30 protein-coding genes and 2 tRNA genes are annotated in these 23,408 nt (G+C 56.9%); 7 read left to right on the top strand and 25 right to left on the bottom strand.

Annotated elements, in window-relative coordinates; translation table 11 throughout:
- Positions 1-95: 95 nt before the first annotated feature.
- Positions 96-689 (bottom strand): DNA-3-methyladenine glycosylase I, encoded by a 594-nt coding sequence (locus FJ145_19390; GenBank protein ID MBM4263579.1) that lies wholly within the window; start codon positions 687-689, stop codon positions 96-98.
- The gene (locus FJ145_19385; protein ID MBM4263578.1) at positions 689-991 is read right to left on the bottom strand and encodes a helix-turn-helix transcriptional regulator; all 303 of its coding nucleotides are present in this window, start codon (positions 989-991) and stop codon (positions 689-691) included. The genes FJ145_19390 and FJ145_19385 overlap by 1 nt, the downstream gene beginning before the upstream one ends.
- A gap of 129 nt (positions 992-1,120) precedes the next feature.
- Between FJ145_19385 and FJ145_19380 the strand changes: the two genes are divergently transcribed.
- From FJ145_19380 to FJ145_19370, 3 genes are all read left to right on the top strand, one after another.
- Complete coding sequence (locus tag FJ145_19380; GenBank protein ID MBM4263577.1) at positions 1,121-1,603, top strand: cytochrome C; 483 nt, start codon at positions 1,121-1,123, stop codon at positions 1,601-1,603.
- A 120-nt stretch (positions 1,604-1,723) separates the two neighbouring features.
- Positions 1,724-1,975 carry an AbrB/MazE/SpoVT family DNA-binding domain-containing protein gene (locus tag FJ145_19375; protein MBM4263576.1) on the top strand — a complete coding sequence of 84 codons (252 nt, stop codon included), beginning with the start codon at positions 1,724-1,726 and terminating at the stop codon, positions 1,973-1,975.
- A gap of 2 nt (positions 1,976-1,977) precedes the next feature.
- Positions 1,978-2,352 carry a type II toxin-antitoxin system PemK/MazF family toxin gene (locus FJ145_19370; protein ID MBM4263575.1) on the top strand — a complete coding sequence of 125 codons (375 nt, stop codon included), beginning with the start codon at positions 1,978-1,980 and terminating at the stop codon, positions 2,350-2,352.
- Positions 2,353-2,476: 124 nt separating this feature from the next.
- Here the strand turns inward: FJ145_19370 and FJ145_19365 are convergent, their stop codons facing one another.
- The 7 genes from FJ145_19365 to FJ145_19335 all read right to left on the bottom strand — a co-directional run bounded on the left by FJ145_19365 (position 2,477) and on the right by FJ145_19335 (position 7,253).
- Positions 2,477-2,755: a hypothetical protein gene (locus FJ145_19365; protein ID MBM4263574.1), complete on the bottom strand. Its 279-nt coding sequence runs from the start codon at positions 2,753-2,755 to the stop codon at positions 2,477-2,479.
- A gap of 73 nt (positions 2,756-2,828) precedes the next feature.
- The gene (locus FJ145_19360; GenBank protein ID MBM4263573.1) at positions 2,829-3,329 is read right to left on the bottom strand and encodes a DUF1648 domain-containing protein; all 501 of its coding nucleotides are present in this window, start codon (positions 3,327-3,329) and stop codon (positions 2,829-2,831) included.
- Between the two features lie 115 nt (positions 3,330-3,444).
- Positions 3,445-3,927, bottom strand: a complete 483-nt coding sequence (locus FJ145_19355; protein MBM4263572.1) for a DUF937 domain-containing protein — start codon at positions 3,925-3,927, stop codon at positions 3,445-3,447.
- A 229-nt stretch (positions 3,928-4,156) separates the two neighbouring features.
- The gene (locus FJ145_19350; protein MBM4263571.1) at positions 4,157-4,558 is read right to left on the bottom strand and encodes a hypothetical protein; all 402 of its coding nucleotides are present in this window, start codon (positions 4,556-4,558) and stop codon (positions 4,157-4,159) included.
- Positions 4,559-4,566: 8 nt separating this feature from the next.
- Positions 4,567-5,604, bottom strand: a complete 1,038-nt coding sequence (locus FJ145_19345; protein ID MBM4263570.1) for a TIR domain-containing protein — start codon at positions 5,602-5,604, stop codon at positions 4,567-4,569.
- A 99-nt stretch (positions 5,605-5,703) separates the two neighbouring features.
- Positions 5,704-6,147 carry an MOSC domain-containing protein gene (locus FJ145_19340; protein MBM4263569.1) on the bottom strand — a complete coding sequence of 148 codons (444 nt, stop codon included), beginning with the start codon at positions 6,145-6,147 and terminating at the stop codon, positions 5,704-5,706.
- Positions 6,144-7,253, bottom strand: coding sequence for an aromatic ring-hydroxylating dioxygenase subunit alpha (locus FJ145_19335; protein ID MBM4263568.1), 1,110 nt, complete (start codon positions 7,251-7,253; stop codon positions 6,144-6,146). Before FJ145_19335 ends, FJ145_19340 begins: the two co-directional genes overlap by 4 nt.
- Before the next feature lie 82 nt (positions 7,254-7,335).
- On the opposite strand from FJ145_19335, the gene FJ145_19330 reads away from it, so the two are divergent.
- Positions 7,336-7,929 (top strand): stage II sporulation protein M, encoded by a 594-nt coding sequence (locus tag FJ145_19330; protein ID MBM4263567.1) that lies wholly within the window; start codon positions 7,336-7,338, stop codon positions 7,927-7,929.
- On the opposite strand, the gene FJ145_19325 is transcribed toward FJ145_19330, so the two are convergent.
- Positions 7,926-8,354 (bottom strand): HIT domain-containing protein, encoded by a 429-nt coding sequence (locus FJ145_19325; GenBank protein MBM4263566.1) that lies wholly within the window; start codon positions 8,352-8,354, stop codon positions 7,926-7,928. The genes FJ145_19330 and FJ145_19325 overlap by 4 nt on opposite strands.
- 100 nt (positions 8,355-8,454) lie before the next feature.
- On the opposite strand from FJ145_19325, the gene FJ145_19320 reads away from it, so the two are divergent.
- Positions 8,455-8,940, top strand: coding sequence for a hypothetical protein (locus FJ145_19320; protein MBM4263565.1), 486 nt, complete (start codon positions 8,455-8,457; stop codon positions 8,938-8,940).
- A 70-nt stretch (positions 8,941-9,010) separates the two neighbouring features.
- On the opposite strand, the gene FJ145_19315 is transcribed toward FJ145_19320, so the two are convergent.
- Positions 9,011-9,087: transfer RNA gene (locus tag FJ145_19315), tRNA-Pro, on the bottom strand.
- Between the two features lie 80 nt (positions 9,088-9,167).
- Between FJ145_19315 and FJ145_19310 the strand changes: the two genes are divergently transcribed.
- Positions 9,168-9,425: a hypothetical protein gene (locus FJ145_19310; protein ID MBM4263564.1), complete on the top strand. Its 258-nt coding sequence runs from the start codon at positions 9,168-9,170 to the stop codon at positions 9,423-9,425.
- Entirely contained in the window at positions 9,395-9,598 is a 204-nt protein-coding gene (locus FJ145_19305; protein MBM4263563.1) for a hypothetical protein, read from the top strand. Before FJ145_19310 ends, FJ145_19305 begins: the two co-directional genes overlap by 31 nt.
- 64 nt (positions 9,599-9,662) lie before the next feature.
- Here the strand turns inward: FJ145_19305 and FJ145_19300 are convergent, their stop codons facing one another.
- The 14 genes from FJ145_19300 to FJ145_19235 all read right to left on the bottom strand — a co-directional run.
- Complete coding sequence (locus FJ145_19300; protein ID MBM4263562.1) at positions 9,663-10,016, bottom strand: MerR family transcriptional regulator; 354 nt, start codon at positions 10,014-10,016, stop codon at positions 9,663-9,665.
- Between the two features lie 14 nt (positions 10,017-10,030).
- Positions 10,031-10,354, bottom strand: coding sequence for an integration host factor subunit alpha (locus tag FJ145_19295; GenBank protein ID MBM4263561.1), 324 nt, complete (start codon positions 10,352-10,354; stop codon positions 10,031-10,033).
- A 25-nt stretch (positions 10,355-10,379) separates the two neighbouring features.
- On the bottom strand, positions 10,380-12,458 hold the full coding sequence (locus tag FJ145_19290; GenBank protein ID MBM4263560.1) for a phenylalanine--tRNA ligase subunit beta: 2,079 nt from the start codon (positions 12,456-12,458) through the stop codon (positions 10,380-10,382).
- Positions 12,459-12,558: 100 nt separating this feature from the next.
- Entirely contained in the window at positions 12,559-13,599 is a 1,041-nt protein-coding gene (gene pheS / locus FJ145_19285; protein MBM4263559.1) for a phenylalanine--tRNA ligase subunit alpha, read from the bottom strand.
- 20 nt (positions 13,600-13,619) lie between these two features.
- On the bottom strand, positions 13,620-13,979 hold the full coding sequence (gene rplT, locus FJ145_19280) for a 50S ribosomal protein L20 (protein ID MBM4263558.1): 360 nt from the start codon (positions 13,977-13,979) through the stop codon (positions 13,620-13,622).
- Positions 13,980-14,044: 65 nt separating this feature from the next.
- Positions 14,045-14,242, bottom strand: a complete 198-nt coding sequence (rpmI, locus tag FJ145_19275) for a 50S ribosomal protein L35 (GenBank protein ID MBM4263557.1) — start codon at positions 14,240-14,242, stop codon at positions 14,045-14,047.
- Between the two features lie 39 nt (positions 14,243-14,281).
- On the bottom strand, positions 14,282-14,803 hold the full coding sequence (locus FJ145_19270; GenBank protein MBM4263556.1) for a translation initiation factor IF-3: 522 nt from the start codon (positions 14,801-14,803) through the stop codon (positions 14,282-14,284).
- Positions 14,804-14,826: 23 nt separating this feature from the next.
- Positions 14,827-16,737, bottom strand: a complete 1,911-nt coding sequence (gene thrS, locus FJ145_19265; GenBank protein ID MBM4263555.1) for a threonine--tRNA ligase — start codon at positions 16,735-16,737, stop codon at positions 14,827-14,829.
- Positions 16,738-16,756: 19 nt separating this feature from the next.
- A tRNA-Val gene (locus tag FJ145_19260) sits at positions 16,757-16,831 on the bottom strand.
- A gap of 149 nt (positions 16,832-16,980) precedes the next feature.
- Positions 16,981-17,547, bottom strand: coding sequence for a CDP-alcohol phosphatidyltransferase family protein (locus FJ145_19255; GenBank protein ID MBM4263554.1), 567 nt, complete (start codon positions 17,545-17,547; stop codon positions 16,981-16,983).
- Between the two features lie 10 nt (positions 17,548-17,557).
- Positions 17,558-18,844 carry a GTPase HflX gene (gene hflX, locus FJ145_19250; GenBank protein ID MBM4263553.1) on the bottom strand — a complete coding sequence of 429 codons (1,287 nt, stop codon included), beginning with the start codon at positions 18,842-18,844 and terminating at the stop codon, positions 17,558-17,560.
- Positions 18,841-22,341: a DNA polymerase III subunit alpha gene (gene dnaE, locus FJ145_19245; GenBank protein ID MBM4263552.1), complete on the bottom strand. Its 3,501-nt coding sequence runs from the start codon at positions 22,339-22,341 to the stop codon at positions 18,841-18,843. Before dnaE ends, hflX begins: the two co-directional genes overlap by 4 nt.
- Positions 22,342-22,426: 85 nt before the next feature.
- Complete coding sequence (locus tag FJ145_19240) at positions 22,427-23,173, bottom strand: TIGR00730 family Rossman fold protein (protein MBM4263551.1); 747 nt, start codon at positions 23,171-23,173, stop codon at positions 22,427-22,429.
- A 106-nt stretch (positions 23,174-23,279) separates the two neighbouring features.
- Positions 23,280-23,408 (bottom strand): hypothetical protein (locus FJ145_19235; protein MBM4263550.1); only part of this gene is annotated, 129 nt, incomplete at its 5' end.

Genomic DNA, 23,408 nt, shown 5'->3' with positions numbered 1-23,408 from the left:
TATTTCAGTAGTCAAGCCAAAACTTTCCGAGCTTGCGCACAAACAGAACAAGCCCAGGAAATTCAGATATTTACAGAGTCGCTGCCAAAGAGAGGCTATTTATGCTTGGCGAGAATTTCCTGGCGGCGAAAGCAACTGAGCGCATGATCATTGACCATGCCGGTGGCTTGCATGTGGGCGTAGATAATCGTCGAACCGACGAATTTGAAACCCCGCTGTTTGAGGTCTTTACTCAGGGCGTCCGACTCTTTGCTAGTGGCCGGATAATCTTTCAAGACCCGCAACTTACCGACGATCGGCTTACCGTCAACGAAGCGCCAGATGTATTTATCAAACGTGCCGAACTCCTCCTGCACGGCGAGAAACTGTTTGGCGTTTTCAATCGCTGCAGCGATCTTCAGGCGGTTGCGGATGATGCCGGGATTTTTCAGCAGCCCGTCGCTTTGCTTTTTGCCATAGCGCGCGACTTTCTCAGGATCGAAATCGGCAAACGCTTCGCGATAGGCATCGCGCTTGCGCAAGACTGTGTACCAGCTAAGTCCCGCCTGCGCGGCTTCGAGAGTAAGGAATTCGAACATACGCCGGTCGTCATGCACCGGCACACCCCATTCTCGATCGTGGTACTCGACATAATCGGGCTTGCTCGGATCGACCCAGGGACAACGACCGTGGTGCGTAAAACCTTTCATCACCGTTTCACCTTTTCCAGCTCACGCTGCAAGGACTCGACTTGATCAAGAATCGTCAAAAGCTTGCGCCCGAGAGGCGTCAATTGGTATTCCACCCTTGGCGGAATCTCGGGAAAATTCTGTTTCGACAAAACGCCATAGCGGACCATTTTAGATAATCGTTGGTTCAAAACCTTGGTGGAGATTCCGTCGATGGCGCGTTGCAACGCCCCGGGACGGCATACGCCGCCGCGCAATCCAGCCAACACCGAGAGCGACCATTTGCACGCAACGATATCTTCGACGATGCGTGCCGCGGTCAGCGAAGATTTTATTTTAGGTTTTAGATTCGCCAATTTGCACCACAAAGTACCTACCCCACCGTGGAGCACCTTCTAGGCAAACTCACAAGATGCGGCTAAATTGCGGCTATCTTTTTAACATAGGGAGGTATGCGCGTGAAGAAGATTCTATTAACCGTGGCAATCGCGGCAGCAACGGCGGCCTTTGCCGCCGAGCAAACCACAGTTCTCTACCCGGCCGGCTACCGTTCCTGGCGCCATGTAAAGTCGATGGTAATTGAAAAAGGCCATCCGCTCTATGACGCCTTTGGCGGCATCCACCATCTCTACGCCAACACCCAGGCGATGGAAGGCTACCGCAAGGGCAAATTTCCCGATGGCTCGATCATCGTCTTTGACTTGTTAGAAGCGAGCGCCGAGAACAACACCGTCGGCGAAGGCAAACGTAAAGTGCTGGGCGTCACGCAAAAAGACAGCAAAAAATTTTCCAAGACCGGCGGCTGGGGCTTTGAAGGCTTTGGCGGCGGCGATCCGAAGAATCGCGTGGTCAAAGACAATGCTGTAAAAGCCTGCTTCGAATGTCACACCGCGCAGAAAGACAAGGACTACGTCTTTAGCAGCTATCGAAATTAGGAACCAGCTATTGGAGCGATGGAGCGGTCTTGACAGAAAAGCCAGCGCCCCGCCGCCGCACGCTTTCGTTGCGCAGCCACCTCCGATGATGTATAAACATGTTGATACACGGAGGAAATCATGAGCGAAGCGGTGCTGGAAATCAAAATTTGGGGTAATAGCCTCGGTGTTCGTATACCCTCGGCGGTTGCGCGGACCGCCCGGCTCAAGGCCAACCAGCGGGTAAAACTCACCGTTGAAGACGGTCGCGTGATCATTGCACCCCAAGGTCAGAAGCGACTTACGCTGGCCGAGCGGCTCGAACGTTACGATCCGGCTCGACACGGCGGTGAAGCGATGGCTGCGCCACTGCTCGGCGCGGAAAAACTTTGATCATGGCTGCACGCTCAAGCTGGGTTCCTGACCGCCAGGATGTGATTTGGATCGACTGCAATCCCCAGGTGGGCTCGGAGATGCGGGACATCCATCCGATGGTGGTGCTATCGCCGCGTGCGTTCAACCACAAGACCGGACTGGTCATCGGCCTGCCGATGACCACGGCTGCCTGCAACGCGACCAACCCATTCGCCGTCGTCGCCGGCTCAGCACCCGGCCGCAAAAAGCGCACTCCAAGCTATGTCTTGTGCCACCAGCCCAAGTCCTTTGACTGGCGCCTGCGGCGCGCACGGCCTCACGCAGCAAAGCGAATGGACGACCAATCCTTCGCCGAATGCTGCACTTTGTTAAACCAAATTATCGCCATCGCGTAGGGTGTCATGCTGAGCGAAGCGCAGCATCTGCTTTGTCGCTCCGTGCTATTGGTAGATTCTTTGGCGGAGTTTAGATGAGCAAAGCCGAAGGGGCTCAGAATGACAGTTGTGGAGGCATGAGGTTTTATTCACCATGCTCCGGAGGAATATTGTAGAGCCGTTTGAAGAAACCGTCGCGCTCTAGCTCGCCGATTAAATCACCATCGGTGAGGTCCTCGGCGCGTTTGCCTTTGAGACCCGGTTTGTTGGCGAACAGCGCGTTGACGCGCAGCACACTGCGACTGCCAAACGGCACCAGGGTTACGTCGCGGTCGGCATTCAACCCCAAACGGCGCAAGGTCTCGCGCGTGATCCGGTCCTGGCTGCTATTGGGTTCGCCCGTGCCGATGCGCTTGCCCTTCAATTGTTCGACACCCGATTAACAGAGTGTTTTTGAACAAGTATGCAACTCTGCAGCGCTTGCGCGTGCATCGATGTTACACAGTCGGTTTTGGAAAGCGCCGCAAAAGCTTGATCGTCCAGACAATCACTCCGACGCCAAGGCAACCGAGCACGGCAAAGAACAATGGCAACGGCAGCGCCGGCGGTTGGGTGCGGTGACCAACGACGAGCGCATAGTGAACGCCGGCCAGCGTGAGCAGCAGCAGGCAAGAAAACCAGCAGCCGTGATTCGCCAGATACTTCAGTGATTCTTCGCGCCGCTCGGGGGCGAGCCAATAGTCACGCCGAGGGATGTTCACCAGCGCTGGAAATTTCCGCGGCAGCCAGATAAAGGCGAGCGTCATCAACGCCGGGTAGACCAGGATGAAGATCACCATGAAGGCAACGTAGTTCTCCCGCTTCATCCAGGCGTCCGGATTGCCGCTGAAGTTGAAATGGGAGGCCACCACGGCGGGTAGTTGAGCGGAGGTGAAGATCACGAACAACGCCGCCAGCACCGCGAGAACAACGACCAGGATAGTCGGCTGCTGGCGCATGCGCGATAGGTGAACGCAAAATGCAAAGGGCAAAGAGCTAAGCGATTATCAGACAGACGAGTTTTCGTCCGCCCTTTGCACTTAGCCCTTTGCCCTTTAGATGTGCGGGCGAGAGTTATCGCCCCAGGCTGCGCGCTAAAGAGTTTAGCGCATCGCCAATCGAGCTATTGCTTTCGCCGGTGACCTGCCCCTGGGGAGTCAGCTGATTGATCAGCTCGGGCAACACCTGTGACATCGCCGAACCGGCATCTCGCTGTGACATGCCAAGCTTGGAAGCGATATCGCTAATGGCGCCGGAGCCAAAGATTTGCTCAAGCTGATTCGGCGATATGGGCATATTCTGCCCCGTGCTCACCCACGAATCCGCCTGCGCACTCATGCCACCTTGGCGGAACTTACCGAGCACACCATCGAGGCCGCCGTTTTGTTGCAGCATCGACAACGCCAATTGTAACAGCATATTGCCGCCGCCACCGCCGCCGGTATTGCCGCCCATCAGACCACCGAGTATTGCACTGAGTGGGTCCTGCGGCTGCGCGCGGCCGCCTCCCAAGGCTGAACCTAACACGCTGCCGATGAGGCCGTCTAATAATCCCATAGTCACTCCTTTCGAAAAACCCAGTTTACGTTAGGACCGGTGGTTGCTATCTCTAACTGCTATAGGTGCTGCAAGCAAGCCTGCACCAACCTATAACTTGGTTTGCTCTTTGACGCCGCCGGGATACTGCGGATTCAATTCACCGCCCGATTTTCACATGCGCCAATCGGCACAACTTTCGGCAGACCTTTGTCGTCAGCGAGTTTCTCGTGCCAACTCTTCTTTGCCTTCATGTTGTCACTCTCCTGGTTCTTTTGCGCCCTAGGCCTTCTTGATGAACGCGCCGGGCCTCATCTTGGCGGGCGCCTTCCTTGCGCCGGCAGGTGCGGCAATACTTTGCCGAGGAATAGACGTACCCCTTCGCCACCTCATACCACCATTTTTGCTGCGTCGCCGTCCAGACTTCAGTAGTGTCGCAGCCGGCGCAATCAAAGGGCTCGTCTCGATAATAGCCGCTGTCGACAAAGACCGGTGCGCCATAGCTGTTGTACGGCGCGAGTAATGCTTGGTTTACCGGCGCTGTGAACTGGGCCCCTGGCCGCGCATCCTTCTTTGTCGTGCGGTTGCGCTTGAACGCGCGGGTCAATCGTTTCGCTTTGATTTCCAATCGGCGTTGTTTATTGCTTTTCATCGGCGGAATTAATCCAGCGCACACTTAGGACAATCGACGATGACCGTCTTGGTCTTCTGTTGCCGCTGGATCGTAAACTTGCTCTTACCCGCTTCGACACGCCGAATGGCCTGACGCAAGTCGTCTTCGCTTTCGATCTTCTTGCCATTGACTGCCAGGATCACGTCGCCGGCCTGAATTCCGGCCGCCGCCATGGGCCCGTTCGTTTTCACCTCCATGACGGCTGCGCCGGCTGGCAGCGCACCGCCAGTCGACGCGCTTTGCGCCGATGTGAGATACGCGACGCTCAACCCTAGTGCGGGTTTGTTAAACGCTTTGGCCATCGAGGTCGCCGGCACTGCGCCGCCAAAGGCCTTAGCCAAATCTTCGATAGACTTTTGCATGTCAGGCTCGGCCGGCGGCGACGGTTGTTTGGGCGCCGCTGTAATGGGCTTGGTTTGAGGACTTTCTTGGGCCGCAGGCTTCGCTGTCGGGACGGTATTGGGCTGGCGAGCCGAAAGGACGAAGTAAATGCCGAACATACCCATCGCTACGAAAGCCAAGCCGCCGCGTACGACTTTGGAGTTAAAGAAACGGCTTAACCAGGCTTGCGTGAGCGGCGGCTTGGTAGGCTCGCGTGCCAGCGCGTCGGGCCGCTTGGGCTGCGCCGCAGGCTGCTGCCCCATCAGCTCGCTGATGCGCTCGGTCAGTTTGTCGAATTCTGCATTGCTTAGGCTCGGCTGCCAGCGCGAAAGATTGGCGCCGTTTAACATGCGGAACGCTAGAGGCGGTTTGACTTCGTCGATGAACACCGGCACGAGGATGTCGCGGGTCTTCGCTTCATCGGCCTCGTTGCGCACCCACTCTTTGGCGACCGAGACCGTCGACCAGAGCACCAGCACAACTTTGGCTTTGCCGATCTCCTCTTCGATGACGCGATCGAACGACTTTCCGACAGGAATATGCCGATCCCACCACACCGACCAGCCGAGCGCCGCAAGGGCTTCAGCCAATGGATGAACGCGGGCGCGATCTTCGGAAGCATAGCTGATGAAAATATCTGCCATCGCTCTTCCTTGAGACTCGGACAGCTTCTAGTACAAATTCTTGGGCGGCGTCTAGTGGGCTGTCCTGGCTCGAAACTACAACGGTCGAACGGTTATGCTTCAGGGAAGCGATTCCCAACGGACAATTTGGCCGATGCGAATCGCGCTGCCGGTTAGCACTTTCGCATAGGCGCCGCCGCGCCAATTGGACCACATGCGCTGCTGCAACCCATCCAACACTTCGTCCATGCGCTCGCAGGGCTTGGTCTCGCCGCCAATCAGCAAACGCGCAGTCCCTATGATCAATATTCGCCCGCGAGAATTTGCCAGAGCGAGGCCGCTAACCAGCAGGTTGGCGCGCCGTGCGGCAGGAGCTATGCTCCCGTTGGCTTCTTTCATGAGGGCTTCCCACACTTCCCGTTCGATAATCGTGACCTGGCGCGAACCGCCTTGATCGGCGTTACCCACGATTCCTTTGCCGTCGACAAGCGTTGCACTCTCAACCGAATCCATCACGCCGCGATGGGCGCGCTTGAGCCAAATCGCTTCGAGAGTGCCGGTCATCGCGCAACCCCTTCCGTCAAATCGGCATGGAGCAACCTATGAAACAGATGCTCGCCCGCTTCGCGCCGCACCGACAAACGCCCGGCATCGTAAGAGCGCGAGCGCAGCCCGCGCTGCACCGATTCGCAGATCGCCTTGTCTTCATCCTGAATCTTTTCGCTCAGCGCAATGCTCGCGCGATTGCGCCCTTGGTCTGCTAGATCCGCGAAATAGTAATCGAAGATCACTTCGCAGCGGTCGACGCCCAGCGGCCGAACCAGATTGGTGTCCATCACCCCGGCGTAAACGTTAATCATGAAGTTGGGATAGATCCAGAAATAGCTGGCGCGCTCGCCCTGGCGCACCGCCGCCGTTTCGCCATCGCTGGCACTTGGGATCATGTCACTCGATTGCAAACAATGGCGCGCGCCGGTTTCGATGCGGTACTTTCCCGGCGTCAACACGCTGTTGAGACCTGTGTGAATGTGCGGCACGTGATAGCCGCCGTCGAGATAATTGTCGACATAGATTTTCCAGTTGCAGTCGAGCGTGTAACAACGCCGCTCGTACCAGTGCAGCTTGTCCAACGCCAGTCGATCGATCTGGGCCCGCAAATCGCCGCCCAGATAAACATTAAGCTCATCGCCTTCACCTGCGAGCTTGGCAAATAACCATCTACCAAAGGAGGCGACGCGCACGGGCGGCAGAGCTATCTTTGCGGCGGAGAAGTTTGCCACGCCGGCGAACTCGGGCGCGGCCACCAGGCGGCCTGTCAGGTCATACGTCCAACCATGGTATGGGCAGCGCAAATGTTTTGCGCAGCCTTCGGGCGGGAGGAGCACCTGCGCCGCGTGATGACGACAGACGTTGAAAAAGCCGCGCAGCACGCCGTCCTCCCCGCGCACCAAAGCCACCGGTGCGCCGGCGATGTCGCCGGTGACATACCGTCCGCAGTCGATCAACCGATCGCTCCGCGCGGCCATTTGCCAGCTGCGCGAAAAAACCGTGCGACGCTCCAACTCGGCAATGCGCGCGTCGGTGTACCACGACGCCGGCGCGGTCGATGCCTGGTCAAGCGGGCATTTAGGATCGTAGGCCTGAATTATGTTTCGCAGCGATGCCGCCATGTTTGATGGCTTCGGTCTACCGCGCTTCAATGAGCATGGCAAGATCGATTGGGGAGCCGCGCGCAATTTGCTAAGATAACTTATGGTCGACGCGATGCGCGAATCTTTGTTGGACTATACCAAGCGGCTGCGGCCCTATTTTGTCTGGAGCGTACTGTTGTTCGGATTAGGCGCTTTGGCCGGGGTTCTTTTGGTCAACCTGCACGCCGGGTTGGCCGGTCAGCTCGAAAAGTCCTTGATGGGGTTTGCCGGCATGTTTCGCGGCCTCTCAAAACTCCAGCTCGCCGGCGCAATTTTTCTCAACAACTCAGTCAAATCGGCGATGGCGATATTTCTCGGCACATTGCTGGGAATCTTGCCGGTGGTCTTTCTCTTGGTCAATGGCGCGGCGCTCGGCGCCATCGTTTCGGTTTCATTGGGCTCGCGCGGCATCTGGCAGTCGACCATGGCGATTCTGCCGCACGGCGTGATCGAGCTGCCGGCGGTGTTCCTGGCAACCAGCATCGGCCTTCTGCTTGGCAGCCACCTCTTCAAGCGTCTGTTGCGACGGCAGCCCAAGCCGCTGCGACAGGAACTCGCGCATGCGTCCCGTTTTCTTTTTTGGGTAATCGTGCCGTTATTGCTGATCGCTGCGCTAATCGAAGCTTATTTGACCCCCGTGCTCGCTAAGCTCTAGATCCTGACAGCACGCCGCAAATTACACTGCCGCGCCAATTGCGCGGCGATCGTTGCTAGCTCCTGCGCGGTATAATCGCGAGTCTCACGCAAATGTCCCCATACCGGCGCCGGCCAGCAGGCGTCGCCCGCCCGCCGCCCAACAACGTGCAAATGCAATTGCGGCACGACGTTGCCGATGGCAGCGAAATTAATTTTGGCCAGCGCGAAATGGCCTTTGACAAAGCCGGCAATCGACGCAGCTTCCGTCATCACCAGATTGCGCTTTTGCGGCGCAAGGTCGAGCAGGTCTCCAACGCCGTATTCGGGCACCAAGATAAACCACGGCAGCACAGCGTTTTTGTTTAGCAGCAGATGAGAAATTTCCAGCCGGCCAAGATGGTGGCAATCGGCCAACAACTGCGGATGAATAACGAAGTCGCTCAACGTTTTCCTCGCAACGCTCTAGGCTATAGTTGGCGATAGTTGACACGAGCGCGCGTTATTGGCTACTGTGCGCGCAATTGAGCCAAAGGAGGCCAGCCCTATGCCCAAAGTCAAATCGATCAGCCACGTGGTGCTCTACGTCAATGATCTCGACAAGATGGTCAACTTCTACACCAACGTTTTGGGCTTGATCAAATACCGCGAAAACCCCGGCCGGATGGTCTTTCTCACTCCCGATCCCCAGCTCGACGATCACCAACTGGCGCTCGCCAAAGGGCGCGAAGGCTCGGCCAAACTGATCGGCCACATCGCCTGGAAAGTCGACACGCCGGCGGAAGTCAAAGAATTCTACGAGCGCTTCAAAGGCCACGGCGTCACCATCGACCATTGCGTCAGCCACGCCTACACCGCTATGGGCAACACCGTCTCCTGCTATGTGCTCGACCCTGAAGGTAACCGCGTCGAAGTCTACGCGCTGGTCGCCGAGCGCGACGCCGCGCGCGACAATCGCCCGCTGGATTTTGAGAAACCCCTGAACGACATCATCGCCCAGGCGAGCGGCTTGGGCAGCGGCGTGGCTCATTAAATGGAGATGGGCCGCAGTACGCTATCGGCGTGACCAAAGAATTGCTCGAATATCCCCGAAATAAAGGGTTTGGTCGGGGCGAGAGGATTTGAACCTCCGACCACACGCACCCCAAGCGTGTGCGCTACCAGGCTGCGCTACGCCCCGATACCATGATTGGTGAGGGTGCTGTTTATCTAACATCCCTCGCCGGTTAAATCAATTTTGTCGCGTCACTCGATTGAAGCTTGTCAATTTTGCCGGCGTCCTGGCTGCGTTACGAAGCGTTGGCCGGCGGCTGGCGCAACGCGGTGCCCGACGATGCGACGGCGCGCGGTGAGCACCGCTTTCACGCCGGCGCGTTTCTTTGGGTCAGCGCGGATCTACTAGTGCAAATCGTGCTGATCAACCGCGCCGGTTTCGTGCTCAGCCAGGCGGTTCTTTTCGCTTTGTCTTCGGTTTATTGGGATTCGTCATGCGCCGCTGGGACATTCCGGTGGCGGTGATCGGCCTGATTCTCGGTCCGCTGGCGGAAACCCAGGCACGCCGCGCTCTGGCGATCAGCCAGGGCGATGCAACGGTGTTCTTCACCCACCCGATCTCAGCGAGCATTCTGGCGTTATCCGCCATACTGCTCGTGCTGCCGCTATTTTTCCAAAGGCGTTCGAAAGCTAGGTGAAGTTTATGACCGCTTGAACGGTTTGAACCGCTGGAAAGATTGGAACAGTTTCAGTTCCGATATGTCAGGTGAGCATCTTGCGCAGCGATTGAATATCGCGCTTCAGTTTGACCAGTGCAGTTTTGTATTTTTGATCGCCGAGCGGCAGTTTCAACTGGCCCTTTTCTTCCTTGCGCATCTCTTTCAAACGTTTGCCCGCGCCTGCGATGGTAAACCCTTCGGCATAAAGCAGGCGCTTTATTTCCAGCAGCAGCTCGACATCTTTTTTCTTATACAAGCGGTGGCGCGACGGCGCCTTGGAGGGCTTGAGGAGCTCGAACTCGGTCTCCCAGTAGCGTAGAACGTAGGCTTCGACGCCGACGATCTCGCTCACTTCACCGATCTTGAAATAAATCTTGTCGGGCAGCCGCGCTTCCATCAAACAAAAGTCTTTTAGTCCGCCGATGCCGAAGGAGGTGTAGATGTGGTGGTCGTCGACGGCGCCGGCGACATGCTTTTCTTGAGTATTTGGCTGGCCTTGAACGTCAACACTTTGCGCCCGACGATGACGATTTCATCGCCGGTCTGCGGATTTCTCCCCTTGCGCGGCCGTTTGGTATTGACCACGAAATTGCCAAAGCCGGATATCTTCACCTTCTCACTACGTTCCAGGCACCCCTTGATGATGTCGAAGGTGGCTTCGACGACGTCGGTTGCATCTTTCTTAGAGAAACCGATCTTTTCGTAGATGCGTGTGATGATTTCCGCCTTCGTCATCGTGCACTCCTACCCAGGCAAAAACTCAACTGCGGCGCGCGGCGCCAAAAACCTTGCCGATCTGCTCGACCAACTTTTGATGAAGTGTGTTGATCTCGGCATCCGTCAAGGTGCGATCTTCGGCCCGATAGAGAATTTTATAGGCCAGGCTTTTCTTACCTTCGGGGATCGGTGCGCCGAGATACTGGTCGAATACGTCTGCCTGCTCGATCAATGCTTCACCTAAACTTTCGATCCAGCCAACGATGCGTTGGGCTGGAAAGTCGCCATCCACAACCACGGCAAAGTCCCGTTCGACCGACGGAAAGCGAGGAAGTGATGGTGCTGCTATTTGTCGCGGAGCATACTGAAGCAGTTCCTCCAAGTCAAGTTCACAGACCAGGAATGGCTTGACCCCAAGCCGCTCGGTCACTTCGGGGTGAATCTGTCCGACACAACCGACGCGTGTTTCCCCGACCGCAAAATTTGCCGACCTGCCGGGATGAAGAAATGCTTCCGTCGCCGCCGTCCATGTCACTGGGACATCGATATGAAGCAGGTCGAAAAGCGCTTCGACCAAACCTTTGGCATCGAGAAATCCCAACGCAGCCTGGTGTTTCTCGCGCAAACCGCGGCGCGGCCGCGGGCCGTAAAGCAAAGCGCTCAAATAGTGACGCTCTTCGCTGCCGCCATCCGAGGCTCGGCGAAAGACCTTGCCAAGATGAAAAGCGTGAAAGCTTTCGGCTTTGTGGGCGAGATTGGTCTGCACATTCTCCAGCAAACCGGGCAGCAGGCTCAAGCGCATCTCGGCGCGCTCTTTGGCGAGCGGGTTGAGCACCGCCACCGGCGTCGCAGCGCCGAACCACAAACCGGCAAACAAGCGATTGGACTCGTCAGTGACAAAGGGCAGATTGATCACTTCCGCCAGACCAGAGTTCGTCAAATAGCCTCGCAGCTTGCGCTCCCAACCAAGCCGCGTTTCCGTGCTGCCGCTCGCGCGCAGCGCCGGTAGTGTCGTCGGAATCGCGTCGTAGCCGCGCACGCGCGCCAGCTCTTCGATCAAATCCGCTTCGCGGCTTAGATCAGGACGCCGCGAGGAAAGCGCCACTTTGAGGCTCTTGTTTTTCGCCTGCCGCTGCGCCTTGAGACCCAGTGCCGACAAAAGTCTTTGCGCCTGCTTGCCCTCGACCGCCACACCTAACAATTGCTCGATGCGGCCTTCGCGTAGCGTCAGCGTATGCGGCCGCGGTTTGCGCGGATAGCGATCCGCGGTCCCCTTCGCCGCGACCGCGCCGGCATGTTGAGTCAAAAGGTAGACCGCGCGATCGAGCGCCACAAGCGTGGCTTCGGGATCGACGCCGCGCTCGAAGCGATGCGACGCCTCGCTGTGCAACGCCAAGCGTTTGGCGGTCTTGCGAATCGTCATCGGGTCGAAGTTGGCGCTCTCTAAAAGGATCGAGCGGGTCTCCGCGCGCACTTCGGTGTCTAGCCCACCCATGACGCCGGCCAAAGCAATGGGCACATCGCCGTCGCAGATTAACAAATCTTGATGCCCGAGCTCGCGCTCGACGCCGTCCAATGTGGCGATCTTTTTGGTCTCGCGCGCCGGGCGCACGCGAATGGCGCGGTTAGGAAGCCGTTCGAGATCGAAGGCATGGAGCGGCTGGCCGGTTTCGAGCATGACGTAATTGGTGATATCGACGACGTTGTTGATCGAGCGAATGCCGCAGGACTCAAGGCGAAAACGCAACCAAGCCGGCGCGGCGCCGATGCGCAGCCCATCGACGATGCGCGCCGAGTAGCGCGCGCACAGCGCGCTGTCCTCTATCTCAATCGTCACGCGTTTTTTGAGACTCTCTTTACCGGCCGGGCTAAGCTCTGGCGCTTTCACTAGAGCACCGGTGAGCGCAGCGATCTCACTCGCCAAGCCCATCAGGCCGAGGCAATCGCCGCGGTTGGGCGTGACGGCGATTTCAAACAGCCAATCTTCGCTTTGGCTTGCCGGATCGCGCAACGGCGCCAACGACTCGACTTCCAACCCCGCCATGGTCAGCGACTTGGCCAGCGCCTCAGCGCCGCCATTGTAGCTGACGAATTCTTTGAGCCAGTTAAGGGTAAACTTCATCGCAGTAATTGGAGTGATCGAGTACTAGAGTAGTGGAGTGATGGGGTCCGGACCCAACCTTCCAATGCTCCATCACTCCAACACTCTATCGCGCGCTTCTTTAACCGAATTGCCGCAAAAACCTCAAATCGTTGGCGAAGAACAGCCTGATATCATCGATGCCATACTTCAGCATAGCGATGCGCTCGACCCCCATGCCGAAGGCAAAGCCGGAAACGTTCTCCGGATCGTAGCCGACGAACTTGAAAACGTTGGGATCGATCATGCCGGCGCCGAGGATTTCGAGCCAACCGCTGGTTTTGCAGACCCGGCAGCTTTGGCCGCTGGCCATCTTGCCGCCACCGCCGCAGATAACGCATTGGATGTCGATCTCAGCGCTCGGCTCGGTAAATGGAAAAAAGCTCGGCCGGAATCTGACCGCCAGATCGCGGCCGAAAATCTGCTTGAGAAAATGGGTCAGCACGCCTTTCAAGTTGGCAAAGCTGATGTTCTTGTCGACCATGAAGCCTTCGACCTGATGAAACATCGGCGCGTGGGTGGCGTCGTCATCGTGACGATAGACAGCGCCCGGAACAATGACCTGCAGCGGCGGTTGACGCGACTCCATGGTGCGAATCTGCACCGGCGACGTGTGGGTGCGCAGCAGCCGATCGCCGGCGACGAAAAACGTGTCTTGCATGTCGCGCGCCGGATGATCCTTCGGAAAGTTGAGCGCCTCGAAATTGTGATAGTCGTCTTCGATGTCAGGGCCGCGGGCGACCTCAAAGCCCATGCCGGCGAAAATATCGATGATCTCATCGATCACCAGCGTCAGCGGGTGGAGCCGGCCGCGTTCCCAGCGCGTGCCCGGCAAAGTGACGTCCAGCCGCTCCGCCTGCAGCGCTTGGGCTTGGCGACGCTCTTTGACCACGCGCAGCCGCTCTTCGAGCTCGGCTTCCAGGGCCTGGCGCAGCTGGTTTAGCTCCTGTCCGGCGCGCGGGCGCTCTTCGGCCGGCAGGTCTTTTAAGCCGCGCAGCCGCAGCGTCAAGCTGCCGCTGCGGCCGAGCACTTCGACGCGCAGCTGCTCGATATCTGCTTCACGGTTCGCTTGCTGGATTCGGTCCAGAACCTCTCCGCGGAAAGATTCCAGGGAATCGTTCATCGCAGTAGCAAGTTTGGCGCTTAGGCGCCCAGGTGAGATTTTGCCGCAGCGGCCAGTTGGCCGAAGCCTGCGGCATCGGCGGCAGCGATTTCAGACAACACCTTGCGGTTCAACTCAATCCCCGCCTGCTTCAGGCCGCGCATCAACTGGCTGTAAGAAATTCCGTTGGACTGCGCCGCGGCGCCAATGCGGGTAATCCATAGACCGCGAAACGTCCGCTTCTTCACCTTGCGGTCGCGGTAAGCAAACATGCCGGCGCGCTCCACCGTTTCACGGGCCATCCGGTACAAACGGCCGCGGCCGCCGGTGTAGCCCTTGGCCATTTTCATTATTTTCTTGCGTCGACTTCTCGACTTTGGTCCACCTTTAGCTCTAGGCACTTTAAACTCCTTCTACCCTGTCAAAACTTAGCGCGCTGCGCGGGTTGCTGCCCCGACCCGACGCTCTACAGATACGGAATTAGTTTTTTGATATTGCGCTCGTCCACTGCCGCCACGGTTGTTCCCTGGCGCAGCTGCCGTTTGCGCTTCTTTCCTTTGGTCGAAAGAATATGACTCTTGAAGCCTTTGTTGCGTTTCACTTTGCCGCTGGCCGTGACCCGAAATCGTTTGGCGGCGGCGCGGTTGGTTTTTATTTTCGGCACAATCTCTCCTCTACTTTCTTGATGAAAAAATCGCTTCGCTCATTTCGGCGTGAGCAACATCGCCATGCTGCGGCCTTCGAGGCGCGGCTCGATATCGACCTTGGCGATATCTTGTATTTGGTCGACCACCCCGCGCAGCATCTCCTTGCCCAACTCGGGATGGGTGATTTCCCGGCCGCGAAAGAACACCGAGACTTTGACCCGCTGCCCCTTCTCGATGAACTGGCGAATGTTTTTTACTTTGTGCTCGACGTCGTGGCTGTCGGTGCGCGAGCCCATTTTCACTTCTTTGATCTCGACGACGGTGTGCTTTTTCGGGCCGTGCGCTTTCTTTTTTTGCTCGTAGCGGAACTTGCCATAGTCCATCATCCGGCAAACCGGCGGATTGGCCTCCGCCGCCACTTCTACCAAATCGAGCTCAAGCGCCTCGACCTGCTTTAACGCTTCGTGCAGCGGCATGACGCCCAGCTGCTCTCCGTTGGCGCCAATGACGCGGACTTCACGCGCGCGAATTTGATGATTGATTCTCGCTTCTCTAGCGATAAAGCACCTCCCTCGAATGACTCACTCTCATAGCGCTATTTTTATGCTTGTCCCCTTTCCTGCGCAACCTCGGCGCCGAGCTTTTCGAGAAACTCAGCCACCGCCATGGGCGCAAGGTTTTCCCCGCCGCGCCGGCGCGGCGCCACCGTTTGCGCCTCGACCTCCTTGTCGCCGATCACCACCGCATAGGGGATTTTCGCCAACTGGGCTTCGCGAATTTTAAAGCCGAGCTTTTCATTGCGGCCGTCGAGCTCGGCGCGCCAGCCCTGCTGCTGCAGTCGGTCAAGCACCTTCTTAGCATATTCTTTATGATCATCGGTAACGGTCAAAAGACGCAGCTGCACGGGCGCCAACCAGAGTGGAAGGGCGCCGGCGCAATGTTCCAGCAAAATCGCGATAAAGCGCTCGATCGATCCGAGCACCGCGCGGTGCAGCATCACCGGCGTTGCTTCGTTGCCTTCCGGTGTTACGTATCTTAAGCCGAAACGCTCCGGCATGGCGCAATCGATCTGCACCGTCGCCAAGGTCCAGGTGCGTTCCAACACATCTTTGAAATCGAAGCCGATCTTCGGCCCGTAGAAAGCACCTTCGCCGGGCAACACTTCGACCGCGAAACCAGCTTTTTCTAAACAACGCCGCAGGGCCGCTTCGGCAGCGTCCCACAGCTCGATGCGACCGAGAAACTTTTCCGGGCGGGTTTGCAGCGTCACCTCGATGCGGTCAAAACCAAAAGTCCGATAGACTTCCTTGGTCATGGCAACGAACTGTTCCATCTCGCCGTCGAGTTGATCCGGCGTGCAATAAATATGAGCGTCATCCTGGGCGAACGAACGCACCCGGGTCAACCCAGAGAGCACGCCCGACGGCTCGAAGCGATGCAAGCGACTAAAGTCGGCAAAGCGAATCGGCAAATCGCGATAAGAATATCTCTTCGAGGCGAATAAATAACAATGGCCCGGGCAGTTCATCGGCTTGACGCCGTATTCACCGTCGTGGATGTGCATCAAAAACATGTCGTCGCGAAACGATTCATAATGCCCCGAGGTCTTCCATAAATCCGTCTTGTAGATCAGCGGCGTCACTACTTCCGAGTAACCGTAGCGCTTGTACAGATCGCGAATGTACTGCACCAAAAGGTTATAGATGATCGTTCCCTTTGGGTGGAAAAACGGTGAGCCCGGCGCAATCGGGTGGAGCGAAAACAGATCGAGCGCCGGCCCCAGGCGGCGATGATCGCGCTGTTTGGCTTCTTCGATACGCTTGAGATAAGCCTCCAAGTCTTTCTTGTTGGCCCAGCTGGTGCCGTAAATGCGCTGGAGCTGTTCGTTGTTCGCATCGCCGCGCCAGTAGGCGCCGGCAATGCTGGTCAGCTTGAAAGCTTTGATCGCCCCCGTGCTTGGCACGTGCGGACCGCGGCACAGATCGACCCATTCGCCTTGGCGATAGAGGGACACGGTCTCGCCGGGGATGCCTTCGATGATTTCGACTTTGTAGCTCTCGCCCATGTTGCGAAACAGTTGGATCGCTTCGCTGCGCGCCAATTCCTCGCGCACAACTTTAAGATTGGCCTTGGCCAGTTCCTGCATGCGTTTTTCGATCGACTCCAGGTCTTCCGGCGTAAACGGCTGGTCGCGCTTGAAGTCATAGTAAAAGCCATTTTCGATGACCGGCCCGATGGTGACCTGGGTGCCGGGGAATAAACTCTGCACCGCTTGGGCCATCAGGTGCGCCGTCGAATGGCGCAGCACATCGAGGCCCTCTTTGCTTTCGGGCACGACCCAGTCGACCGCGCAATCTTTGTCGAGCGGCCGATTCAAGTCGACAACTTGACCGTCGACCTTGGCAGCAACCAGATTCTTCGCGCCGGCCGCTGCTGCCAACTCGACCACCCGAGTGCCAGCTTGAACCTCGACGGACTTACCGTCGGCAAATGTCACACGCAGACTATCCATGCGGCGGGTCAAAAGAGAATGGTAGGCACGGGCAGGATTGAACTGCCGACCTCTTCCGTGTCAAGGAAGCGCTCTCCCACTGAGCTACGTGCCTGTGAGAAGTAAAGATAATAGCGGTGGTCCACAAAAGTCGTCGTTGGTGGTTTTTCCAAGCTTACCAAAAGCATCCGGCAAGAAAGCTTCCGGAGATTGCAGCCAAATCTCGCAAGGTTTTGATTTTATTACCCATTTTTCGCCGAAAAGTCAACTAAAAGGCCCCAGCGAAGGAGCCTTTTTCTGGAACCAGACAAAGCCGCGATAGAGATACTGCAAACCAGAAACAATGGTTGCAAGGCTTGTGGCGGCAATCAAACCATCGAGCACAAGTTGCGGCACGATGGTTTTGTCGTGCAACAAGGCGAGCGCCACACCGAGGGTAAGCAGCTGAAAAGTTGTGCTCCACTTCCCAATCCTTGTCGGCTTAATCTCAGGTTTTTCTTCAAGCAAAAGATAGATCAGACAAAAGCCCAAGACGATCATCGCATCGCGGCTGATAACGACAACCGCAAGCCACATTGGGATGCCTTCGATGAAGCTCAGCATTAAATAAGAAGAGAGAACCAACAGTTTATCCGCCACCGGATCCAAAAACGCGCCAAGCGGCGTCTGTTGTTTCATCCAACGCGCTGCCAAACCATCAAGGCAATCGGTGATGCCGCCGAAGATAAAAATCAGCAGCGCTTCAAGGTAGCGGTGATATGCCAAAAAGACCAAAAAAAACGGAATCGACAAAATGCGGATCAGCGTGAGAAAGTTCGGCAGATTGAGCATGCGATGCCCGTTAGGCTTGAGCTACTAGGAGCTTACGAATTTGTCCCGCCAGTTTAGGCGTTACCAGAGCCGTAATGTGAATGGCGTCCTCATCGTACCGTTCACTGACAATGCGGCCGCGCTCGCGCAGCAACGAAACCAGCCCGGCTTGAGCCTGAGTGAAGCGTGCGGTGAAAGGCTCCTTGCTGCGATCCAGTATCGCCCCGAGCGAGGCCAACAAGCGATCGATACCGGCACCGGTCTTCGCTGAAATTGGACAAACAACGGCGGCACCGCGCTGCCGCAAGGCCGCCAGCGGCACTTCAGTCACGATGTCGATCTTGTTGGGCACGAGGATCGACGGAATTTCCCCGGCGCCAATTTCACCCAGCACTTTTTCTATGATCTCGATCTGCTCTTCAAACAAAGGATTGGCCATGTCAACCAGATGCAGCAACAAATCGGCCCGCGTCACTTCCTCCAATGTGCTTTTGAAAGCCTCAATCAGCGAGTGCGGAATCTTGTTGATGAAACCGACCGTGTCGACGATCATCACCTTGTCGCCGTTGGGCAACCGCAGCGCCCGCGTGGTTGGATCGAGCGTGGCAAACAACTTGTCTTCGACAAAGACGCCGGCGCGGGTCAAACTATTCATGAGCGTCGATTTGCCGGCGTTTGTGTAGCCGACCAGGGCTAAAGTCGCGAAGGGGAATTCATCGCGTTCTTTGCGCTGCAACGTCCGAGTCCGCTCGACGGTCTTTAGGCGCTGCTTTAAGTGGCTGATGCGCTCGCGAATGCGCCGGCGGTCAACTTCCAACTGGGTTTCACCGGGTCCCCTCGTGCCGATGCCGCCGCCTAGACGTGACAAGTGGGTCCACTGCCGCGTCAAGCGCGGCATTAGATATTCGAGCTGGGCCAGCTCCACTTGCAGCTTGCCTTCGTTGCTGCGCGCCCGCTGGGCGAAAATGTCGAGGATCAACTGGCTGCGGTCGATGACGCGAATCTTGAAAGCGGTTTCAAGATTGCGCTGCTGCGCCGGCGTCAAATCTTCATCGACAATCACCAGGTCGGCGTGCAGCGCAGGCAGCGATGACTGAATCTCTTCGACTTTGCCGCGCCCCATCAGCGTCGCCGGCGTTACCGACTTTAACTGCTGGGTAAATTGACGCACCACCTTGGCACCCGCGGTTTCAGTCAAGCGTTCGAGCTCGGCCAAACTGTAATCGAGGGGCACCTGATGCTCGCGCCTAGGCACCTCGACGCCGATCAAAACGGCTTTCTCAGGTTCGTGCTGGCGGTGATAGACGGAGGGCTTCAAATCGCCACGGGTTGAAAACTGACGCGCGCACCGAAGAGTTGTTCTACGGTGGCTTCGAGCTCGGGCGTCGAGTAAACTTTCACTTGGTCAGGCAACTCGATGACGGTTTCGCCGCTATCGCTAGAAAGCAGATGGAGAAACACCGTCGCGCGGCCGGGATAACCCAGCAGCGTGTCGCGCAAACGAATCAATTCATCGGGTGAGACTTGATCTTCGCGCACGTAGAGGTCGACTTTTTCAGCGATCTGGCTCGGCACATTGCTCTTGGGATTTTTCGACGCCTCGGCCAACGCAGTAATTTCGTTGGCGATGATCTGAATGCGCTCCTCGCCGACTTCGAGCTTGCCCTTGACGTAGATGGGATCATCCGCGCCGAGCAATTCGGCGCATTTTTTGTACGCTTCGGGCCAGCACAGCACTTCGATGAAACCGGACTTATCTTCGAGATTGAAACTGGCGTAGCGGTCGCCCTTCTTGGTATTGCGCAAGCGCAGTGCTGAGACCACCCCGCCAACCCGTACCTCGCCCGGCGTGGCTTTCTCTTTGAGAGCAGCAACCGCGCCGCTGCTAATCTTTTTCAGCGCGCGCTCGTATTTGTCCAACGGATGGCCGCTGATATAGAAGCCCAGCGCTTCCTTTTCATAGCCCAACGCTTCCTGCTGTGACCATTCTATCACCGAGGGATACGATTCACCGGCTTTTTTCGCAGTTTTGCTCGGCGTGCCGAGCATGGCGAAAATATCGATTTGATTGCTCGCCTGATCGCGCCGATGCGCTTGCCCAACTTTCATCGCGTCGTCCAGGACGCCGATCATGCGCGCCCGCGAGACTTGGGTCGAATCGAAGGCGCCACACTTGATCAAGCTCTCGATCACGCGCCGGTTGACCGCGGCCATGTCGACGCGCCGGCAAAAATCGAAGAGCGATTCGAAGGGGCCATCCGCCCTACGACTTTCCAGGATCGACTCCACCGCCTTCTCGCCGACGTTTTTCACGCCCGCCAAGCCAAAACGAATTTTCTCACCCACCGGTGTGAAATCCGACAAACTCTCATTGACATCCGGTGCCAGCACTTCGATGTCCTTGCCACGGCATTCCGCCAGGTTCTTGATGACTTTGTCGGTGTCGCCCATTTCCGAGGTGAGCAGCGCGGCCATAAACTCGACCGGGTAATGGGTCTTCAAATAGGCGGTTTGATAGGAGACCAACGCATAGGCGGCCGAGTGGGATTTGTTGAAACCGTAGCGCGCGAAGGTCTCCATCTGATCGAAGATTTCCGTCGCCTTTGCTTGCTCGATTTTCTTCGCCAGCGCGCCGGTGACAAAGCGCTCGCGCTGTGCCGCCATCTCTTCGGGGTCTTTCTTACCCATGGCGCGCCGCAGGATATCGGCGTCGCCCATCGTATAGCCCGCGAGAATCTGCGCGGTCTGCATGACCTGCTCTTGGTAGACAATGACGCCGTAGGTGTCTTTCAAAATGTTCTCTAGGAGCGGATGCAAATATTTAATTTTTTCTTTGCCGTTTTTGCGCTTGATGTAGTCTTCCGCCATGCCGCTATCGAGCGGCCCCGGCCGATAGAGCGCCAGGATCGCGACCAGATCCTCGAAACAGTTGGGCTTGATGCGCACGGTCATTTCACGGATGCCGGTGCTTTCCAGTTGGAATATCCCGGTCGTGTTACCCTGGCAGAGCGTGCGGTAGGTTTTCTTATCGTCGAGCGGCAGTTTGTCGAGATCGACTTTGACGCCGCGCGTCACTTCGATCAATTTCAAGCAATCATGAATCAGCGTTAGTGTCTTTAAGCCAAGAAAATCGAACTTAACCAAACCGATTTTTTCCACCCAGGTCATTTCATACTGGGTGACGATGCCGCCTTCTTTATCGACAAACAGCGGCAAGTGATCGACCAGCGGCAAGTTTGACAAAACCACTCCGGCCGCATGCGTCGACGCGTGGCGCACCAGCCCTTCGAGCCGCAGCGCGTGATCCATTAGAGTCTTCACCCGCGCGTCATTTTTTATCAGCTCGGGCAGGCGCGGCTCCATTTTCATCGCTTCTGTCAGCGGGTAATCGAAGCCCTGCTTCGGTGCCGGAATCAATTTGGCTATGGCATCGGCTTCGGCGAATGAGAAACCCAACGCCCGGCCAACGTCTTTGATCGCCGCCTTGGCTTTCATGGTTCCAAAGGTCGCAATTTGCGCGACGCGATCCGCGCCATATTTTTCTTTAACGTATTGAATAACCTTGGCGCGCCCACGGATGCAGAAATCGACATCGATATCGGGCATCGACTTGCGCTCAGGATTCAAGAAACGCTCAAACAAAAGCACATGGCGAATCGGGTCGAGATCGGTAATGCGCAGCGCGTAGGCCACCAGGCTGCCGGCCGAAGAGCCGCGCCCCGGTCCCACCGGAACGCCATTTTGTTTGGCATAATTGATGAAGTCGGCGACGACCAAGAAATAGCCGGGAAATTGCATGTCCTTGATAACGCCAAGCTCATATTCCAAGCGTTCTAAATATTCCTTGCGCAGCTTCTCGTCGGTCACCCCTTCGAGCCGCTCCGCCAAACCCTGACGCGCCAGCTCGTCGAGATAGTCGTCGAGGCTAACTTCCTTAGGCGGAGTAAAGGTCGGAAAATGATACTTGCCGAACTCGATCTCCAGATTGCAGCGATTGGCAATCTCCAGCGTCCGCTCGACCGCACCGGGGCAATAATCAAAACCCTTAGCCATCTCCTCGGCAGATTTTAGAAAAAGTTCGTCGGTCTCCAGCTTCAATCGATTCGGTTCATCGAGCGTCTTGCCGGTCTGCACGCAAAGCAAGACATCGTGCGCATGAAAATCCTCGCGCTCGCCGTAATGGCAATCGTTGGTGGCGACCACTGGGATCGAGGTGTCCTTGGCCAATTCGACCAGCAGCCGATTGACCTTCTCTTGCTCGGGCAATTTGTTGTCCTGAATCTCGATGTAGTAGCGGTCGCCGAAAATCGACGCGTACTGTTCGACCGCAGCTTTGGCCTTTTCATAGTTGCCGTAGTTGAGCGCCTGGGAAACTTCGCCTTGCAGGCAGGCGCTCAAAGCGATCAAACCGCCGTTGAGTTCCTTGAGCAGATCCTTATCGATGCGCGGCTTGTAATAAAACCCCTCCATGTAGCCCAAGGAAACCAGTTTGCAAAGATTGCGATAACCCTCCTTGTTCATCGCCAGGAGGATCAAGTGGTTGTTGTATTCTTTGGGGCCCTTGTCGACGCCCTTTTTGTCAAAGCGGCTGGTCGGCGCAACATAAATTTCACAGCCGATAATCGGCTTGACCCCGTGGCTGGTCGCTTCGCGGTAAAACTCGATGGCACCGAACATGTTGCCATGGTCGGTCATCGCCACCGCCGGCTGCTTTAGCGCTTTGATCCGATTAAAAAGCTTGTCGACTTTGTTAGCGCCGTCGAGGAGGCTGTATTCAGTATGGCAGTGTAAATGAACAAAGCGGGAGTGTTCCATCACGATCAAAGATTTCTAGCACAAAGCAGGTGACTCGACAATTCAGTTATCCACAGGCAAAGCACGATCATCAGGCAAAGCACGATCATCCATTAGATCGAACTTCCCTTTCGCCGAAGATCCAGCGCCGCTTTGCTTTTGGCGCGTAGGTTAGACCGAAGCGACGCTTCGCCACCGCGGTGATAGCGGCGACCGCCTCTTGCGCGGAGTCGGTCACGATCAAACGATCGAGATCCGCCTGATCTATCGTGTGCTCTTGCACCAAGCGGTTCTGCATAAATTCCAGCATCGGGCGCCAGAACTCTTTGCCCATCAACACCAACGGGAAATCGCGAATCTTAGCGGTCTGAATCAGCGTGGCGGTTTCAAAGATCTCGTCGAGAGTGCCGAAGCCGCCCGGCAGAGCAACGAAAGCGTAGGAATATTTCACCAGCATCACTTTGCGAACGAAAAAGTAGCGGAACGTTACCCACTGATCCAGGTAAGGGTTATGCTTCTGTTCCTTCGGAAGCTCAATGTTGCAGCCCACCGAAAAACCTCCGGCCTCTTTGGCGCCGCGGTTGGCGGCCTCCATGATGCCCGGGCCACCGCCGGTCATGACGGTAAATCCCGCTTTGGCGAGCTCGGTGCCGACGGCGCGGCCTAACGCGTAGTATGGATGGGTCTCATTGAAGCGCGCCGAGCCAAACACCGTGATGCAGGGGCCGACGAAATGGAGCGCGCGAAAACCGCGAATGAACTCAACGAAGATGCGCGTGGCGCGCATCAGCTCGGCAAAACGGCGCTGCGGCCCTTCGAAAAAGCGCACCACCTCGGGCGAGCCGGAAGCCATGCCCCAACCATCGATCGAATAGATATAGTTGTTGTTCTGCGCCATGGATGAACCTCAACACCACTGCCTGCCGCTTTCTGGGAATAAAAGAATTGACCGGCAGCAGCTATTCCCACTCGATCGTGGCGGGCGGCTTGGAGGAAATATCGTAAACGACGCGGTTGACGCCGCGCACTTCGTTAAGAATACGGTTGGAGATTTTGCCGAGCAGGTCGAACGGCAAGTCCACCCAGTT

The organism is Deltaproteobacteria bacterium, from assembly GCA_016874755.1.
Taxonomy (GTDB): Bacteria; Desulfobacterota; Binatia; order UBA9968; family UBA9968; genus DP-20.
The sequence above is the reverse complement of the archived record's forward strand: the minus strand, read 5'-3'. Positions and strand labels throughout refer to the sequence as shown.